We start from the raw sequence: 17,093 nt of genomic DNA on the forward strand, positions 1-17,093 counted from the left end.
CCTGTGCGCGCGCAACTCGCTACGCTCGGTGACGGGAGGTGGTGACGGTGAACATCCGCAAACTCGACCCCAGTGCATCACCGTTGGACTACTACGGCTATGAGCTGCGTAGGGCACGGGAAGCGGCCGGCCTGACGTTGGCCCAACTGGGGTCGATCGTGTTCTGCACGGGGTCGTTCATCGGCATGATCGAGACGGCCGCGCGAGTGCCGCAGCGGGAGTTCTCCGAGCGGGTGGATGCGGCGCTGGGGACGGACGGGTTGTTCTCGCGGCTGGTCGGGCTGGTGTTACGGAGCCAGTTGCCCAGTTGGTTTCAGCCGTATGCGGAGATGGAGGCGAAGGCGGCTTACATCTCCGCATACCAGTGCCAGCTGGTATACGGGCTTCTCCAGACGGAGTCCTACGCACGCGCAGTACTCGGCGTCGAACAGACCGAGCGGCTTGACGAGATGGTGGCCGCGCGGATGGAGCGCCAGCGGATTCTTGCGCGGGAGCAGCCGCCGGTGCTGTGGGGGGTTCTGGACGAGTCGGTGCTGTACCGGCAAGTCGGAAGCCGGGAGGTCATGCGTGGACAACTGGGTCACCTTCTGGGGCTCTTCGGCAAACCCTGGATGGAGCTACAGGTGCTGCCGTTCTCTGCGGGCCAGCACACAGGACTGATGGGCTCTTTCAACCTCTTGCGCTTCGACGGCCACCCCGACCTGTACTACAGCGAGAACTACGACTCGGGCCACTTGACGGCCAACCCGCAGGTCATCAAGGAGCGTTCGGTCGGATACGCTCGCCTGCAGGCCGACGCCCTCTCCCCGAGAGAGTCGGCGGCCGTGATCGCTCGGGTGATGGAGGAACGCTATGGAGACGAGCCGGAACCTGACAGGAACGATATGGCGGAAGTCGTCCTACAGCGGCAGCAACGGCGGTGACTGCGTCGAGGTCGCCGATCTCACCCCCGCCATAGCCGTCCGTGACTCCAAGCACCAGCAGGGGCCCGCCCTCCTCTTCCCCACCCGCGCCTGGTCGGCCTTCGTGCAGTCGGTCAAGGGCTGAAGCGACTGATCAGCCCGCGGGCGGGGCTGGGATGCGCTGCGTGGACGATCGCCGCCGTCGGCGAATTCACTCTGCGCCGACCACCACCGGCGGACATCTCCCAGCACACGGGAGGGGTCGTCGGCGACGCGTCCCACCGCCAGTTCCCCTTCCGACTCCGTGATCAGCCAGTTCGCGCCGGCGCGGGTCAGAAAGGCGTCGTACCACCCGAACCGCTGGGCGAACCCGGGAATGTCCTCCTCGGCCAGGAGCTCAGCGGCGAGGCGAGTGGGCATATCTGCGTACCTCTGTTTCTCGTTGCCGGGACGTCAGGCCTCCGGCGCCGCCACCTGAGCCGTACCCCGCCCCACCTGAGTCCGGACCGCGCCGATGCTCGCCGCGATGACCAGGGCGATGGCGGCGGCCTCCGCGGCGGACAGGGACTGGCCGAGGATCAGGAAGCCGGCCGTGGCCGCTATCGCCGGCTCCAGGCTCATCAGGATTGCGAACGTGGACGCGGGAAGGCGGCGCAGGGCCAGGAGTTCGAGGGTGTAGGGCAGGACGGAGGAGAGCAGGGCCACCGCCGAGCCGAGGGCGACGGTGGTGGGGTTCAGGAGGCGGGTGCCCGCCGCGGTGATGCCAATGGGGAGGAAGAGGAGGGCCGCCACCGCCATGGCCAGGGCCAGGCCGTCCGCCTGAGGGAAGCGGCGGCCCGTACGGGCGCTGAAGAGGATATAGATCGCCCACATGGCGCCGGCGCCCAGGGCGAATCCGACACCTGTGGGGTCCAGACTGCTGAAGCCTCCGCCGCTCAGCAGGAAGACGCCGAGCAGGGCGAGGCCCGCCCACAGCGCGTTGATCGCGCGGCGGGAGGTCAGGACGGACAGGGACAGCGGGCCGAGGACCTCCAGGGTGACCGCCGGGCCGAGCGGGATACGGGCGACGGCCTCGTAGAACAGGCCGTTCATCGCGCCCATCGCGATGCCGAACGCGATCACCGTGCCCCAGTCGGCGCGCGAGTGGCCGCGCAGACGGGGGCGGCAGACCAGGAGGAGGACCACCGCGGCCGCGAGGAGGCGCAGGGTGACGACGCCCGGTGCGCCCGCGCGCGGCATCAGGGTCACCGCGAGGGCGCCGCCGAACTGGACCGAGATGCCGCCGGCCAGCACCAGGCCGACCGGGCCGAGCGAGCCGAAGCGGCGCGGTCCTCGGGCAGGGGTGACCGGGGTCGGCGTGGCGGTGCTGGAGGTGGCGGTCACGGGCGGTCCTGTGCTTGATCGGGTTCGTTCATCTCGATGTACTACCAGGTCCAGGGTAATGGACCCTGACAGGTGCGTGAACCCTTTAAGCAGCTGTCCCGGATGCTGGAATCAGATACCCGGCCACGCCTCCTCGCCACGGAAGGCGTAGGGGGCGTAACCGTACTGCTGCTGAGAACGGCCTCAGCGCAGGGTCAGATAGACGTCAAGTGCCTTGTGCAGCAGGCGGTTCAGCGGGAAGCCCCACTCGCCCAGGTACTCCACGGCCTCGCCACCCGCGCCCACCTTGAAGCGGAGCAGGCCGAGCAGCTGGTCGGACTCCTCCAGGGTGTCGGTGATGCCCCGGAAGTCGTAGACATCCGCCCCGAGTTCGTGGGCGTCGCACATCATGCGCCACTGCATCGCGTTGCTGGGCTGCACCTCGCGTCTGCGGGCGGTGGAGGCGCCGTAGGAGTACCAGACGTGCCCGCCGACGATCAGCATCGTGGCCGCGGCGAGCACGTCGCCGTCGTGGTGCGCGAGATACAGCCGCATCCGGTCGGGGTCCTCGGCGGTGAGCGCGGTCCACATGCGTTGGAAGTACGGCAGCGGGCGCGGGATGAACCGGTCGCGCCGGGCCGTCTCGGCGTACAGACCGTAGAAGGCCGGCAGGTCCTCGTAGCCGCCCCGGACGACCTTCACGCCCGCCTTCTCGGCCTTCTTGATGTTGCGCCGCCACTGCTGGTTGAGGCCCCGGTGGATGTCGTCCAGCGACCGTCCGGCGAACGGCACCTGGCACACATACCGGGGCTGGCCGGCGGCGAATCCCTCCTCGCCGCCGGGCTCGGCCTGCCGCCAGCCCATCCGGCGCAGCCGGCCGGCCAGGTCCGCGGCGCCCTGTTCGGACGAGGTCGGCGGCACGTCCCGCAACCGGTGCGCGTCCGGGTCGGCGATCGCGGCCTTGACCGCCTCGGTACTCCAGCGCCGGGCCACCACGGGCGGGCCCATCTTCACCGAGAACGCGCCCAGCTCCTTGAGATGGGCGAGCATCGGCTCCAGCCAGCGCTCCAGGTCGGGCGAGTCCCAGTCGATGACCGGGCCCTCGGGCAGATAGGCCAGATACCGTCTGATCTTCGGCAGTGGCCTGAGCAGGACCAGCCCGGCCCCGGCGAGCCGCCCGTCCGGCTGGAACCAGCCGAGGCTCTCCGCCTTCCAGTCCGCCTTCACATCCCCCCATGACGGCACCTGCATATGGCTGACGGAGGGGCGGCCCGCCACGAAGGCGAGGTGCTCGGCACGGGTGATGGTCCGGAGGGTGAGGGTCATGCGCGCTCCTTGGAGATCGCCGGTCAGGTCGTCCTATGAACCATCCCTCCCGTCCTTCGGTCCCCATGCCGCCAGCACCTGAGTGTCCGTCGCCCGGGCGTACAGGTAGTGGTCGGCCCACTCGGCGATCTCCGGGTAGGCGCACTCCGCGGTGAGCCGGGCGACGGCCGCCGGGATGTCGTACGGCGTCACGCGCAGGTCGGTGCCGGGGCCCAGGAGGCACCAGTGGGCGCCGGGGCGGCCGTAGGGCATGCCGACGCTGCCGGGATTGACCACCAGACGGCCGTGCGCCAGACGGGCGTAGGGCATGTGGGTGTGGCCGCAGACGACCGTGCCGATGCCGGGGTCGAGGCCGGTGAAGACCTCCGCCCAGCGGTCGGGGCGGGAGTCCACCAGTACCAGCTCCTCGTCGTCGCGCGGGGTGGCATGGCAGAACAGGACCGTGCCGAGGCCGCGGACGCGCAGGGTGAGCGTCCGGGGCAGGCCCGCGAGGAAGTCGATCTGCTCCTCGCTGAGGGCCCGGGCCGCGTGCGGGCCGATGGGGTCGGGAATGTCGGTGCGCTCGCCGCGCCGGTACTCCACCAGCTCCCGGTCGGCGTTTCCCGCGAGCCACAGCACGCGCTCGCCCTGCTCCCGCAGCAGGTCCAGCACCTCGGCCGGCTGCGGACCCGCCGCGATGTCGCCGGTCAGGACGATACGGTCGGCTGCCGCCACCTCGGGTTCCGCCAGCACCGCCGCCAGGGCGGGCAGCACACCGTGGATGTCGGACAGCACGGCCAACCTGCTGTATTCCTCGGTCACTTCAAGCCCCTCGTCACTTCGCTCCCCCTCGGTCACTTCACGTCTCCCGCCGGCTGGTCCAGCGCCTCCGCCAGCACCTCCGCCAGGTGCCGCCCCCGCACCCCGGCCAGCTGTGCCAGCTGGGTGCGGCAGGAGAAGCCGTCGGCCAGGATCACGGTCTGCTCGGGTGCTTCGCGGACCGCGGGCAGGAGCTGTTCCTCCGCGCAGGCCCTGGACACCTCGAAGTGGCCTTTCTCGAAGCCGAAGTTGCCGGCGAGGCCGCAGCAGCCGCCGCTCAGCTCACCGGTGAGGCCCACGGCCGCGCGCAGTCGGCGGTCGGGGGCGTCGCCGAGCACCGCGTGCTGGTGGCAGTGGGTCTGACCGGCGACCGGGCGGTCCACGGCGGGTGGGGTCCAGTGCGGGGCGTGCCACTGAAGGGCCTCGGCGAAGGTGACGACGGCCGCGGAGAGGTGGGCGGCGCGCGGGTCGTCGTGCAGGAGTTCCGGCAGGTCGGTGCGGAGGGCCGCGGCGCAGCTCGGTTCCAGGACGACGACCGGGACCTCGGCCCGCAGCACCGGCTCCATCAGGTCCAGCGTGCGCCGCAGGACGGCACGGGCGCGGTCGAGCTGGCCGGTGGAGACATAGGTGAGGCCGCAGCAGACCCGGGCCCGGCGGGCGGTGAGCAGCGCGGTGGCCGACCTGCTCCGGCCGTCACCGGTTCCGCCGATCCTTCCCCCGCGCAGCAGCAGCGTCGGCGGCAGGGCCACCCGTAGCCCGGCGGCCTCCAGCACCCGGACGGCGGCCCGGCCGACGGACGGTGACAGATGCTCGGTGAAGGTGTCCGGCCAGAGCACGACCAGGTCCCCCGGGCCCGAGCCGCCCGGCACCGGCCCTCCGGTGCCGCTGGGGGCGGGCTTCCTGGCACGCCACCAGCCGGTGAACGTCCGTGTCGCCAGCCGGGGAATCTCCCGCTCGGGCGCGATCCCGCCCAGGCGTTTGCCGACACCGGCCAACGGCCGCACCGCGGCGAGGGCGTTGAGCAGCGGTGCCGTGCGGGTGACGGCGACCCAGCGCAGCCACTGCGGCAGCCGGCCCATGGAGATGTGCGCGGCGGGACGGCGCCGGCCGGCGTAGTGGTGGTGCAGGAACTCCGCCTTGTAGGTGGCCATGTCGACGCCGACCGGGCAGTCGGAGCGGCAGCCCTTGCAGGACAGGCACAGGTCGAGGGCGTCCCGCACCTCGGTCGAACGCCAGCCGTCGGTGATCAGTTCGCCGGCCAGCATCTCGTGCAGCAGCCGGGCCCGGCCGCGCGTGGAGTGCTCCTCCTCGCCGGTCGCCCGGAAGGACGGGCACATCACGGCCGGGCCGGAGACGGTCGTCGTACGGCACTTGGCGACGCCGACGCAGCGGCGGACGGCGGCGCGGAAGTCGCCGTCGTCGGCCGGATAGCCGAAGGCCACGCCGACCGGGTCGCGGGGCAGGACCGAGAAGCGGAGGTTCTCGTCCAGCCGGGCCGGGCGGACCAGCATGCCCGGGTTCAGCAGGTCGTCCGGGTCCCAGACCGCCTTGGCCCGCTCGAAGAGCCGGACGGTCTCCGCGCCGTACATGCGCGGCAGCAGCTCCGCGCGGGCCTGTCCGTCGCCGTGCTCCCCGGACAGGGAGCCGCCGTGCTCCACCACCAGGTCGGCCAGTTCCTCGGAGAAGCGGCGGAAACGGCCGATGCCGGCCCCGGTGAGCAGGTCGAAGTCGATGCGGACGTGGATGCAGCCGTCGCCGAAGTGGCCGTAGGGCGTGCCGCGCAGGCCGTGCGCCGACAGCAGGGCGCGGAAGTCGCGCAGATAGGCGCCGAGCCGGGCGGGCGGCACCGCGCAGTCCTCCCAGCCGGGCCAGGCCTCGCTGCCGTCCGGCATACGCGTCGCCGTACCGCTCGCGTCCTCGCGGATGCGCCACAGGGTCCGCTGGGCGGCCGGGTCGGTCACCACCAGTGCGTCGAGCACGTCGGCCGCGCGGACGATCGCCTCCGCATGTGCGCGTGCCGCGGCCGCCGACTCCCCGCCGGTCTCCACGAACAGCCAGGCACCCCCCTTCGGCAGCCCGGCCGGCGCGCGCACCAGGTCGGCCGCCATGCCCTCCACCGTCAGCGGGCCGTACGGCAGCAGACTGGCGGCGGCCTCGGCGGCGGCGCTCTCGTCGCCGTACGCCAGGACGGCCAGGGCACGCGCGTGGGGGGCCTGGACGAGCTGGACGACGGCCTCGGTGAGGATGCCGAGGGTGCCCTCGGAACCGCAGAAGGACCGGGCGACATCGGCGCCCTTCTCGGGCAGCAGCGCGTCCAGCGCGTACCCGGAGATGCGGCGGGGCAGCTCGGGGAAGCCGGTGCGCAGCCGCGCCAGTTCCCCCTCGGCCAGCTCGCGCAGGCCGTCCGGCGCGCCCGCCCAGCCCTGCCCGAGCCGCAGCCGACGGCCGCGCGCGGTGACGACGGACAGCTCCCGCACGCTGTCCGCGGTCGTGCCCCAGGCGACCGAGTGCGAGCCGCAGGAGTTGTTGCCGATCATCCCGCCGAGCGTGCACCGGCTGTGGGTGGACGGGTCCGGGCCGAAGCGCAGGGCGTGCGGGGCCGCGGCCTCCTGGAGCCGGTCGAGGACGAGGCCCGGTTGGACGACGGCCGTTCGGGTGCCGGGGTCCAGCTCCAGCAGGCCGTTCATATGCCGGGTAAAGTCCAGCACCACGCCGGTGCCGGTCGCCTGTCCGGCGATCGACGTGCCCCCGCCACGCGCCACCACCGGCACCCCGCGCGCCCGGCAGACCTCCAGGACGGCGGCCACGTCGTCGGCGTCTCTCGGGGCGACGACACCCGCCGGAACGCGCCGGTAGTTGGACGCGTCCATGGTGACCAGCGCCCGGGAGGCGGTGTCGAAACCGACCTCGCCCCGGACGGCGCCGCGCAGCTCCGCTTCGAGACCCGAGTGATCCGTCATGCGTCCAGGATGCATCCGCTCACGGACAGTCACCGAAAGTTTTCCACAGCCCCGCACATATCGTCGTATGAATTTACGAGTCCAGGGTCCGGCGATCTCGTCTCATCGGACGGACACGGTTCCGCCCGGTTTCGCCCACCGGATACCCTCCGACTCGTGGCCGACATCCAGATTCCCGCTGACATCAAGCCCGCCGACGGACGTTTCGGCGCGGGCCCCTCCAAGGTGCGTACCGAGGCGCTCGACGCCCTCGCCGCGACCGGAAGCTCCCTGCTCGGCACCTCCCACCGCCAGGCGCCCGTCAAGAACCTGGTCGGCAAGGTCCGCGAGGGCATCTCCGAGCTGTTCTCCCTGCCCGAGGGCTACGAGGTGGTCCTCGGCAACGGCGGCTCGACCGCCTTCTGGGACATCGCCACCCATGGCCTGATCGAGAGCAAGTCCCAGCACCTGAGCTTCGGCGAGTTCTCCTCCAAGTTCGCCAAGGCCGCCAAGCTCGCCCCGTGGCTGGCCGAGCCCACCGTCATCTCCACCGACCCCGGCACCCACCCCGAGGCGCGGGCCGAGGCCGGCGTCGACGTGTACGCCTTCACCCACAACGAGACCTCGACGGGTGTTGCGATGCCCATCAAGCGTGTCGAAGGCGCGGACTCCGGTTCCCTGGTCCTCGTGGACGCCACCTCCGGCGCCGGCGGCCTCCCGGTCGACGTGTCCGAGACGGACGTCTACTACTTCGCCCCGCAGAAGTCCTTCGCATCCGACGGCGGCCTGTGGATCGGCGTCTTCTCCCCGGCCGCGATCGAGCGCGCCGAGCGCGTCCACGCCTCCGGCCGCCACGTCCCGGAGTTCTTCTCGCTGCCCACGGCGATCGACAACTCCCGCAAGAACCAGACGTACAACACCCCGGCCCTCGCCACCCTGTTCCTGCTGAACCAGCAGCTGGAGTGGCTGAACGGCCAGGGCGGTCTCGCCTGGTCCACGGCCCGCACCAAGGACTCCTCGACCCGCCTGTACTCCTGGGCGGAGGAGTCCAAGTACGCCACCCCGTTCGTCACCGACCCGGCCAAGCGCTCGCAGGTCATCGGCACGATCGACTTCTCCGACGAGATCGACGCGGCCGCCGTCGCCAAGGCCCTGCGCGCCAACGGCATCGTCGACACCGAGCCCTACCGCAAGCTCGGCCGCAACCAGCTCCGCGTCGCCATGTTCCCGGCGATCGACCCGGCGGACGTCGAGGCGCTGACGCACTGCATCGACTACGTGATCGAGAAGCTCTGACCTCTCGGGTACGGCGATCTCAGGCACGATCCCAGGCACGACGACGAAGGGCGCCCGGCGAACACCGGGCGCCCTTCGTCATGTCGCCGTACGACGCGGCCTCATCGGCGCCGCCGCAGCCCGAACAGGGCCGCCAGCCCGACGGCGACGACGACGGCGGCACCCGCCTTCAGACCGTCCCCGCTCACGGGCGCACCCCCGGCTGCGCTCGAACTCGCGCTCGCCGAGGGGGACTTGGCGTCCGGCCGACCGGGCACCGGCTTCGCCACGACCTCGCTGCCCGCGCCCTCGCTGCTGTAGAGCAGCTCGGTCCCGTCGGGGGAGTACGAGACGCCCTCGCCCTGTCCCTGAAGGGGCACGTCGAGCTGGCCCTCCCGCTTGATCCGGCCGCCGTTCCAGTCGTAGTAGATCCCGCCCAGGTAGCCGCGCACGGCGAGCTGTCGCCCGTCCGGTGAGAAGGCCGCGTCCGTGGCCCAGAGGTCAATGGGGGCAATCGGCTTGAAGATGTTCGCGCCGGAGGTGGAGAGGGTCGCCGGGCCCTCGTACAGGTGCCCGCCGTCCTCCTTCTTGTCGATGATGTAGACCCGCCCGGTCTTCGGGTGGACGATCAGCGACTCGGCGTCGCGCGGCCCGTTCGCGTACTTCACGACGTACTGCGTGGCGGTGACCGTCTGGTCCTTCAGTTCCTCGGGCTCGGGCAGCCGGTAGATCCACACGTACGGCCACCTGCCGCCGTAGTTGTCGCCGATGTCGCCCAGGTAGATCTCGTTGTGCGGCCCGATGGAGATGGCCTCGTCGTCACGCGGGGTGCCGATGCCGCGCAGGGTGATCCGGGCGACGGTCTTCCCGGTGCGGCTGTCCACGGCGTAGATGTACGGCCCGTCGCCGCTGTCGTTGTGCGTCCAGTAGATGCCAGGGTGGAGGTGGGAGGCGGCGAGCCCGCTGGACTCGGTGATCCGTGGGTCCTTGAGGGTGAACCCCTGGTCGCCGGCCCCGTCGGCGCTCTCGGCGGCGGAGGCGGGCAGCGTACAGGCGCCGGCGAGCAGCAACCCGGCGAGGAGGGCGGACGATGGACGCATGGGCCAAGACTGCCATTCCCGCCCAGGGGTGACCGGGCATGCTGCCGCCGGTCCCGTCGGACGTGGTGGGCCTCACATCCCATCGGCGCGCGTGATCGTCCATCATGAGCGGATGCTTAGGTTCATGCCCGTAGGTGACTCGATGACGATCGGGAGCGCGGGCGAACACACATGGCGTTACCGGCTGTGGCGGCATCTGTCCGACACGTACGGCGACCCGTTCACCTTCGTCGGCCCGCGCGAGGAGCTGTACGACAAGGCGACCGATGCCCCGACCTCCCACGCCTACGCCGAGCCCGGCTTCCCCCGCCGCCACCTGGCCGGCTGGGGCGAAGGCTGGCTGCACATGGCTCCGCTGATCGGCGAGGCGGTACGGGAGCACCGGGCGGACGTGCTGCTGGTCTCCCTCGGACTGATCGACCTGGGCTTCTACACCAACGCCGAGCAGACGGCTCAGAACGTGCGTGCCTTCGTCGCCGGGGCACGGGCGGCCGATCCGCGCATCCGCATGGTGCTGCTGCCGGTGATCCCGAACATCCGGGCCGCGGCGGACGGTTCCTTCGCCGAGCAGGTCGACCGCTTCAACGTCCTGCTCGCCAAGGCGGTCGCCGACCTGGACGAACCCCGGTCGCCGATCCTGCTGGCCTCGCCGCCGGAGTCGTACGACATCCACGTCGACACCTACGACGGCACCCATCCCAACGCGAGCGGGGAGCACCGGATCGCGGCGGCGTTCGCGGGGGCGATGTGGGAGGCGTGGGGGGTCGGACAGGCGTACGCGGCCGGAACGGATTGACCGATTTCCGGCGTCTCCTCGTCACCGTGCGTATCGTTGAACCGCGCGGCTGCACCGGTGCGTGGGGCAGCCGGGGAGGAGCGCCACGATGACCGTCCTTGAAGACAGGATCGAGATGGCCGAGGAGAGCGGCGAGCTGACCCTGGACGACCTGTTCGAGTCGCTCGAGCGGACCACCCCCGAGGGATACAAGGTCGAGATCGTCGCGGGGGCCATCTTCATGTCGCCGCAGCGGGACACCCATTGGGAGATCATTCTCGACATCGTTGAGCAACTGCGCACCAAGTACCCGCGCAAGCGCGTGAAGTCGGACGTCCGCGTCGACTACCCCGGCCACCTCAACGGCTTCGCATCCGACGTCACCCTCGTGGCCGAAGGCGCCGAGAAGACACCCAAGGGCCTCTGGCGCTGCGACGACGTCGAGTTCGTCGCAGAGGTCATCTCGAAGGGCACGGCGCACAACGACTACGGCCCAAAGAAGACGGCCTACGCCACCGCCGAGGTCCCCGTCTACCTCATCGTGGATCCCTACCAGGGCAAATGCCACCTCTACAGCCAGCCGAAGGACGGTGAGTACGTCAGTGAACTGACCGTCACCTTCGGAGCGGACGTCGACATGACCACCACCGCCCTGGGCCTCACTTTCAAGACCGACGAGTTCCCCCGCGACTGACGTCCCCGGCCGAAAGCCCTTGCATAGAGCGCACTTCAAGCCGTTGGCTGGAGAACCATGAAGTACACGCAGCTTGGACGCACGGGACTCAAGGTCAGCCGACTCGTCCTCGGGACGATGAACTTCGGGCCGCAGACCGACGAGGCCGACAGCCACACCATCATGGACGCGGCGCTGGACGCGGGCATCAACTTCTTCGACACGGCCAATGTGTACGGGTGGGGCGAGAACAAGGGCCGCACCGAGACGATCATCGGCAACTGGTTCGCCCGGGGCGGCGAGCGCCGTGACAAGGTCGTCATCGCCACCAAGGTCTACGGCAACATGGCCCCCGACGGCGAGACCGCCTGGCCCAACCACGACAAGCTCTCCGCGCTGAACATCCGCCGCGCCGTGGACGCCAGCCTGCAGCGGCTGCAGACCGACTACATCGACCTCTACCAGTTCCACCACATCGACCGCAGCACCCCGTTCGAGGAGATCTGGCAGGCCATCGACACCCTGGTCCAGCAGGGGAAGATCCTGTACGCCGGCTCCTCCAACTTCCCCGGCTACAAGATCGCCCAGGCCAACGAGATCGCCGCCCGCCGCGGCGGCACCATCGGCCTGGTCAGCGAGCAGTGCCTGTACAACCTCGCCGAGCGCCGCGCCGAGATGGAGGTCATCCCGGCCGCGCAGGACTACGGCCTCGGGGTCATCCCGTGGTCGCCGCTGCACGGCGGTCTGCTCGGCGGGATCATCAAGAAGGAGGTCCAGGGCGGCCGCCGCGCCACCGGCCGGGCCGCCGACACCCTCAAGGATCCGGCCGCCCGCGCCCAGATCCAGGCGTACGAGGACCTGGTCGACAAGCACGGCCTGGAGCCCGGCGAGGTGGCCCTGGCCTGGCTGCTCACCCGCCCGGGTGTGACCGGTCCCATCGTCGGCCCGCGTACGGCCGAACAGCTGGAGTCCGCGATCAGGGCTTCGGAGCTGGAGCTGACCGAGGAGCTGCTGGTCGGCCTGGACGAGATCTTCCCGGGGCCGGGCCCGTCCCCGGAGGCCTTCGCCTGGTAGTTCCGGGAGGTGCCGGCACCCCGTAAGGAGGGCGGGGCTGCATTCGATATGCGGCTCCGCCACGCGGGCGCGACCAGCCACGACGCACCTGCGCCCGGCAATCGGCCGCAGTTCCCCGCCGCTCCTGCGTCACACCGCTACCTGACGGCCGCCGAGACAGCCACCACCACAAACATCAGCACAAGCACGCCGGCCATGATCCGGTTCCGAGTCTTAGGGTCCACACCGTCGAGCCTAACGGCCGGCGCCCAGTGCCCAGCGGGCGACCGCCTCATAGCGCGGCTGCTCCCCCACCACGCCCGAGCGCGGCAGATTGCTCCGCACCAGCACCAGCTCGTTCACCGTCCAGGTCCGGCTGGTGAACTCGCGGAGCAAATCGACATACGGCCGTACGTCCACCGAGTCCCGGCTCCGCGCCACCGTCAGGTGGGCCTTGTACCGGCGGTGCTCCCCCATCGACACGCCCGCCTTGCGCGCCGCCGACTCCGCCCGGTCGGCCAGCAGCCGCATCGCCTCCACCTCGCCGTAGGCGCCGGTCCACAGGGCCTTGCCGTGCCCGAACTGGCCGCCGCCGGAGAGGGCGAGGTCGAAGGGCGCCGTGCGGCCGGCCGCGCGGGCCAGGCGGTCCGACAGGTCCGGTACGAGGTCGTCGGCGACCTCGCCGTAGAAGGCGAGGGTGAAGTGCCAGCCCGGCCGGTTGGTCCAGCGCAGCCGCTCGGCGCCGGGCAGCCTTTTCAGCTTGGCCACCTCGACGGCGAGTTCATGGACGACATGCTCCGGCGGGAGCACCGCGGCGAAGAGTCTCATACCTTCACCTTCGCAGACCCGCGCGGGCAGGATGGCCCCATGACGATCATCATGCGCGAAGGCGGCCCCGACGACCTGCCGGCGATACTCGGCATGCTCGACAGCAGTGTGCGGTGGCTGGTCTCACACGGGCGCACCGAGCAGTGGGGAAGCGAGCCGCTGTCGCAGAACCCGAGGGTCGCGGAATCGGTCGCCGGGTACATGACGCAGGGCACCACCTACCTCGCCGAGATCGACGGCGTACCGGCCGCCACCCTCACCCTCACGGACGCGCCCGGCGCCTACCTGTCGCATCTGCCGGCGCCGGGCGAGCCCGAGCGGTACATCCACTGGCTCGCCTCCGACCGCCGTTTCAAGGGACGGGGCGCCGGTGCCGCGCTGCTCGCGCACGCGGCCGAGGAGACCCGGCGGGCCGGGGTCTCCCTGTTGCGGGTGGACTGCTACGCGGGGGGCGACCGCAAGCTCGTCGCCTTCTACGAGGCGAACGGTTTCACGCCGACGCAGGCGTACACCACCGGCGAGAACGACTGGCCGGGGCAGGTGCTCGCCCGGCGGGTGTGACCGCGGGCGAGCACCTCACTACGGCCGACGGATCAGCGCTCGGCACGCAGGGTGCCGAGGAGCCCGTCCTTCTCGCCCTTGATGCCCGCGGCGAACCAGACGCTGTCCCTGCCGCCGGACCGGTCGGTGCCCTGCTGCAGGCCCCACAGGCCGTCGATCACGATCGCCCGGCCGTTGCGGTCCCTCAGGGTCCCCTCGAACCGGCCGCTGTTCAGGTCGAAGGCGTGGATGCGCCCGTCCCCGAAGTTGCCGACGAGCAGGTCACCGGCGAACTTCCCGAACCCCTTGGGCGCGACCTCCAGGCCCCAGGGCGAGTTGAGCTTCTGCTTCCTGTCGCTCGCGAAGCGCTTGATCAGCTTGCCCTTGGTGGTGAACACGTCGATGAAGCCGTTGCCCGGACCGGGGACGTCGTCGTGCTTGTCCGCGTCCTGCTTGGCGTAGGTGACGAAGATCCTGCCGCCGATGTCCTTGACGTCGAAGGGCGCGAACCCGTCGGGGATGTTCGGGTCCCGGAACGCGCCGGGCCGGTTCAGCCGGACGAAGCGGGAGTTGAAGACGTCGATGCGTGCGTCACGGAAGTTCGCGACGAGAAGGCGCGGCTCCCGCCGGTCGCATGAGCCGCTCTGGCCGTACCCCGCGCTCTTCTCGTGCTTCCTCTCGCAGTCCACGAGGGTCAGGCCCTTGAAGACGGCGTCGTCCTCCTGGACGACCTTGACCGCGTGCGTCGGATCCACGTTCGCGTTGAAGGCGAAGAGGCCGCCGTTCTCCCCGGCGAAGATGTACCGCGCGGGAGCCGACCTCTGGGAGACGGTGAAGCGGAAGTCGTCGGTGTCGTTGCGCACGATCCCGGTCGGGTCAGCGTCCGGGGGGAGCTGGATGACGGGAGACAGGGCGATGACCGGCCGGTTGTCCCGGGCGCCCGTGTACACCGTGGACGTGTTGGTTCCGTTGTTGGAGACCCTGATCGCACCGCTCGGCGTGCGGACGAGGCCCCACGGGTTGACCAGGTTCTGGTCCCGTAGCTCCGCCCTGCCCGCAATGTCGGAGACGAGGTCGCGCTCGCGGAAGCCGTGGTCGGCGCGGCGCGGCGCGTCCACCGCCCCGGACGGCACGGCGGCGGCGAGCGCGCCGACCGTGCCGAGGGTCAGCGCGACCGCCGCCAGCCGCCGCACGCGGGAGCGCGATCTCGGGGTCGATGCCAGTGATGCCATGTGGATGCTCCTTGTGCCCCTACGGGTGCCAAATGGGACTCATCGGCAGAAGTAATCTCATACAAGGGCAATCACGCCTGCGATCGACACGCAGCCGCACATCCGTACGAGCGCGGGCAGCGGCGGCCCCTACGCCGCCGTCGCCAGCCGCTCCCGCTCGCGCGGGACGAAGCGGACCCGCGGATGGCCGTGGTACCAGCCGACCGCCAGCCGCAGACCGCCGATACGGGCCAGGACCAGGCCGATACCGGCGGCGGCCGCGGCCGAGATCAGGCCGCCGAGGGCGAAGCCGACCCGGGCGCCGTAGGTGTCGGTGATCCAGCCGACGACCGGCGCGCCCAGCGGCGTACCGCCCATGAACACCATCATGAACAGGGACATCACCCGGCCGCGCATGGCCGGGTCGGTGGCCATCTGCACGGCGGTGTTCGCGGTGACGTTGACCGTCAGGCCGAAGACCCCGATCGGGACCATGAGCAGCGCGAACAGCCAGTACGACGGGGCCAGTGCGGCCACCACCTCCAGCGTGCCGAAGGCGAGCGCGGCGGCGATCAGGATGCGCAGCCGGGCCGTGCCGCGCCGGGCGGCCAGCAGGGCGCCGCCCAGGGAGCCGACGGCCATCAGGGTGTTGAAGAGGCTGTAGGAGCCGGCGCCGGAGTGGAAGACGCCGTTCGCGTACGCCGACAGCCACACCGGGAAGTTGAAGCCGAAGGTGCCGATGAAGCCGACGAGCACGATCGGCCAGATCAGCTCGGGGCGCCCCGCCACGTACTGCAGGCCTTCCCGTAGCTGGCCCTTGCCGCGGGGCGCGCGCCGGACCGCGTGCAGTTCACGGGCGCGCATCAGCAGCAGGCCGGTGATGGGCGCGACGAAGGACAGGCCGTTGGCGAGGAACGCCCAGCCGGTGCCCACGCCGGTGATCATCACACCGGCGACCGCGGGGCCGACCAGGCGGGCGGACTGGAAGTTCGCCGAGTTCAGGCTGACCGCGTTCTGCAGCTGCTCGGGGCCGACCATCTCGGAGACGAAGGACTGGCGGGCCGGGTTGTCGAGCACCGTGGCGAGGCCGACGGCGAAGGCGGCGACGTAGACGTGCCAGACCTGGACATGGCCGCTGAGCGTGAGAAAGGCGAGCGCCAGGCCGGTCACGGCCATGGCGGTCTGCGTGACCAGCAGCGTGGGGCGCTTGGGGAGGCGGTCGACCAGGACTCCGCCGTAGAGGCCGAACAGGAGCATCGGCAGGAACTGCAGGGCCGTTGTGATGCCCACGGCGGCGGAGGAGCCGGTGAGGCTGAGGACCAGCCAGTCCTGGGCGATGCGCTGCATCCAGGTGCCGGTGTTGGAGACGACCTGGCCGATGAAGAAGAGGCGGTAGTTCCTGATCCTCAGCGAGCTGAACATCGAGCCCTTGCGGGCGGTGGGGGTAGTAGTGACGGTCGGTGCGGGGGCGGAAGGTGTTCCGGATCCCGTACTCAAAAGCGTTCGCCTCCTAGACAGTGCTCAAAGATGTGCGAGCTTCTCCAGCACGGGGGCGGCGGCGCGCAGTTTGGCCCACTCGTCCTCGTCGAGGCCTTCGACCAGGCCGGCCAGGAACGCGTTGCGCTTGCGGCGGCTCTCCTCGAGCATCGCCTCGGCCTGCTCGGTCTGGGTGACGACCTTCTGGCGCCGGTCCTCGGGGTGCGGCTCCAGCCGGACCAGCCCCTTGGCCTCCAGCAGCGCGACGATGCGGGTCATCGACGGCGGCTGGACGTGCTCCTTGCGGGCGAGCTCGCCCGGGGTGGCCGAGCCACAGCGGGCCAGGGTGCCGAGCACCGACATCTCGGTGGGGCTCAGCGACTCGTCGACCCGCTGGTGCTTGAGCCGACGGGACAGCCGCATCACGGCGGAGCGGAGGGCGTTCACGGCGGCAGCGTCGTCGCCATGGGTGAAGTCCGGCATGTTCTTTAGAGTAACTCATTACTCTCTCTAAAGACCACCGCGACACGCCCAGAAGTCCGTGATGCCCGCCACTGAATCAATCGATCACCCAAACGAGTGAGTCGGTTCCCGAAAGTGACGCATGGGGTGGCCGGATGTGGCGACCCTCTTACGCATGGCGACCAGTGTGCTCAGCCTGCGCATAGACGGAGAGCTGCTCGAAAGACTCCGGCAGCACGCGGCGAAAAGAGGAATGAGCGTGCAGGACTATGTGGTCCGCACGCTCATCCGGGACGACTTCGACGAGCGGTTCCAGGCCGCCGTCGAGGAGACGGAGCGGTTCTACGGCGTCACGTGACGCCGTGGAACCGTG

17 protein-coding genes are annotated in these 17,093 nt (G+C 70.6%); 8 read left to right on the forward strand and 9 right to left on the reverse strand.

Going from position 1 to position 17,093, the window contains the following annotated elements:
* Positions 1–47: 47 nt before the first annotated feature.
* Together ACWCQS_RS18995 and ACWCQS_RS19000 are read left to right on the forward strand one after the other, a co-directional pair.
* A complete protein-coding gene (locus tag ACWCQS_RS18995) occupies positions 48–923 on the forward strand; it encodes a helix-turn-helix domain-containing protein (RefSeq protein ID WP_451005468.1) in 876 nt (291 codons plus the stop codon).
* A complete protein-coding gene (locus ACWCQS_RS19000; RefSeq protein ID WP_451005469.1) occupies positions 853–1,047 on the forward strand; it encodes a DUF397 domain-containing protein in 195 nt (64 codons plus the stop codon). Before ACWCQS_RS18995 ends, ACWCQS_RS19000 begins: the two co-directional genes overlap by 71 nt.
* A gap of 308 nt (positions 1,048–1,355) precedes the next feature.
* Here the strand turns inward: ACWCQS_RS19000 and ACWCQS_RS19005 are convergent, their stop codons facing one another.
* The 4 genes from ACWCQS_RS19005 to ACWCQS_RS19020 form a co-directional block, all read right to left on the reverse strand.
* Entirely contained in the window at positions 1,356–2,285 is a 930-nt protein-coding gene (locus ACWCQS_RS19005; protein ID WP_451005470.1) for an EamA family transporter, read from the reverse strand.
* 183 nt (positions 2,286–2,468) lie between these two features.
* The gene (locus ACWCQS_RS19010; protein ID WP_451005471.1) at positions 2,469–3,590 is read right to left on the reverse strand and encodes a lipid II:glycine glycyltransferase FemX; all 1,122 of its coding nucleotides are present in this window, start codon (positions 3,588–3,590) and stop codon (positions 2,469–2,471) included.
* A gap of 33 nt (positions 3,591–3,623) precedes the next feature.
* On the reverse strand, positions 3,624–4,391 hold the full coding sequence (locus ACWCQS_RS19015) for a metallophosphoesterase family protein (protein ID WP_451005472.1): 768 nt from the start codon (positions 4,389–4,391) through the stop codon (positions 3,624–3,626).
* A 32-nt stretch (positions 4,392–4,423) separates the two neighbouring features.
* Positions 4,424–7,348, reverse strand: coding sequence for an FAD-binding and (Fe-S)-binding domain-containing protein (locus tag ACWCQS_RS19020; protein WP_451005473.1), 2,925 nt, complete (start codon positions 7,346–7,348; stop codon positions 4,424–4,426).
* A gap of 156 nt (positions 7,349–7,504) precedes the next feature.
* Here ACWCQS_RS19020 and serC point away from each other — a divergent pair, with 156 nt between their 5' ends.
* A complete protein-coding gene (gene serC / locus ACWCQS_RS19025) occupies positions 7,505–8,623 on the forward strand; it encodes a phosphoserine transaminase (protein WP_451005474.1) in 1,119 nt (372 codons plus the stop codon).
* A 101-nt stretch (positions 8,624–8,724) separates the two neighbouring features.
* Here the strand turns inward: serC and ACWCQS_RS19030 are convergent, their stop codons facing one another.
* Positions 8,725–9,702, reverse strand: a complete 978-nt coding sequence (locus ACWCQS_RS19030) for a WD40 repeat domain-containing protein (protein WP_451005475.1) — start codon at positions 9,700–9,702, stop codon at positions 8,725–8,727.
* Positions 9,703–9,814: 112 nt separating this feature from the next.
* On the opposite strand from ACWCQS_RS19030, the gene ACWCQS_RS19035 reads away from it, so the two are divergent.
* From ACWCQS_RS19035 to ACWCQS_RS19045, 3 genes are all read left to right on the forward strand, one after another.
* On the forward strand, positions 9,815–10,498 hold the full coding sequence (locus ACWCQS_RS19035; RefSeq protein WP_451005476.1) for a GDSL-type esterase/lipase family protein: 684 nt from the start codon (positions 9,815–9,817) through the stop codon (positions 10,496–10,498).
* Between the two features lie 88 nt (positions 10,499–10,586).
* Entirely contained in the window at positions 10,587–11,171 is a 585-nt protein-coding gene (locus tag ACWCQS_RS19040) for a Uma2 family endonuclease (protein ID WP_451005477.1), read from the forward strand.
* Positions 11,172–11,228: 57 nt separating this feature from the next.
* A complete protein-coding gene (locus ACWCQS_RS19045) occupies positions 11,229–12,224 on the forward strand; it encodes an aldo/keto reductase (RefSeq protein ID WP_451005478.1) in 996 nt (331 codons plus the stop codon).
* Between the two features lie 234 nt (positions 12,225–12,458).
* Here ACWCQS_RS19045 and thpR read toward each other — a convergent pair whose 3' ends face one another.
* Entirely contained in the window at positions 12,459–13,031 is a 573-nt protein-coding gene (gene thpR, locus ACWCQS_RS19050) for an RNA 2',3'-cyclic phosphodiesterase (protein WP_451005479.1), read from the reverse strand.
* Positions 13,032–13,070: 39 nt separating this feature from the next.
* Here thpR and ACWCQS_RS19055 point away from each other — a divergent pair, with 39 nt between their 5' ends.
* Positions 13,071–13,592 (forward strand): GNAT family N-acetyltransferase, encoded by a 522-nt coding sequence (locus ACWCQS_RS19055; RefSeq protein WP_451005480.1) that lies wholly within the window; start codon positions 13,071–13,073, stop codon positions 13,590–13,592.
* Between the two features lie 32 nt (positions 13,593–13,624).
* On the opposite strand, the gene ACWCQS_RS19060 is transcribed toward ACWCQS_RS19055, so the two are convergent.
* The 3 genes from ACWCQS_RS19060 to ACWCQS_RS19070 form a co-directional block, all read right to left on the reverse strand.
* Positions 13,625–14,803 carry a TIGR03118 family protein gene (locus ACWCQS_RS19060; RefSeq protein WP_451005481.1) on the reverse strand — a complete coding sequence of 393 codons (1,179 nt, stop codon included), beginning with the start codon at positions 14,801–14,803 and terminating at the stop codon, positions 13,625–13,627.
* A 129-nt stretch (positions 14,804–14,932) separates the two neighbouring features.
* Entirely contained in the window at positions 14,933–16,279 is a 1,347-nt protein-coding gene (locus ACWCQS_RS19065; protein WP_451005482.1) for an MFS transporter, read from the reverse strand.
* Between the two features lie 24 nt (positions 16,280–16,303).
* The gene (locus ACWCQS_RS19070; protein ID WP_451005483.1) at positions 16,304–16,741 is read right to left on the reverse strand and encodes a MarR family winged helix-turn-helix transcriptional regulator; all 438 of its coding nucleotides are present in this window, start codon (positions 16,739–16,741) and stop codon (positions 16,304–16,306) included.
* Between the two features lie 154 nt (positions 16,742–16,895).
* Between ACWCQS_RS19070 and ACWCQS_RS19075 the strand changes: the two genes are divergently transcribed.
* Positions 16,896–17,078, forward strand: coding sequence for a ribbon-helix-helix protein, CopG family (locus ACWCQS_RS19075; RefSeq protein ID WP_451005484.1), 183 nt, complete (start codon positions 16,896–16,898; stop codon positions 17,076–17,078).
* Positions 17,079–17,093 lie beyond the last annotated feature (15 nt).

The sequence above is a fragment of the Streptomyces sp. NPDC002076 genome, assembly GCF_053593835.1.